This window comes from Corynebacterium sp. HMSC056E09 (assembly GCF_001813425.1).
GTDB classification, from domain to species: domain Bacteria; phylum Actinomycetota; class Actinomycetes; order Mycobacteriales; family Mycobacteriaceae; genus Corynebacterium; species Corynebacterium hesseae.
Genome location: NZ_KV812487.1, coordinates 1 through 200, shown reverse-complemented (window position 1 = coordinate 200; position 200 = coordinate 1). Strand labels below are relative to the sequence as shown.

1 rRNA gene is annotated in these 200 nt (G+C 55.5%); it reads right to left on the bottom strand.

What is annotated here, in order from left to right:
- Nucleotides 1–11 precede the first annotated feature (11 nt).
- A 5S ribosomal RNA gene (gene rrf / locus HMPREF2912_RS12540) occupies nt 12–129 on the bottom strand.
- Between the last annotated feature and the right edge of the window lie 71 nt (nt 130–200).

Genomic DNA, 200 nt, shown 5'->3' with positions numbered 1-200 from the left:
TTGTTGTTTGGTGTCGGCGGTTTCTTACTCTCCCACAACCTCCCGGTTGCAGTACCATCAGCGTTAGCAGGCTTAGCTTCCGGGTTCGGAATGGGTCCGGGCGTTTCCCTGCTGCTATAGGCCACCGACAAACACTTAGGGCAACGTCTGGTTGCTGGTGTTGTGTCAGATACTGTGTAGTGGACGCGAACACGGCAGTG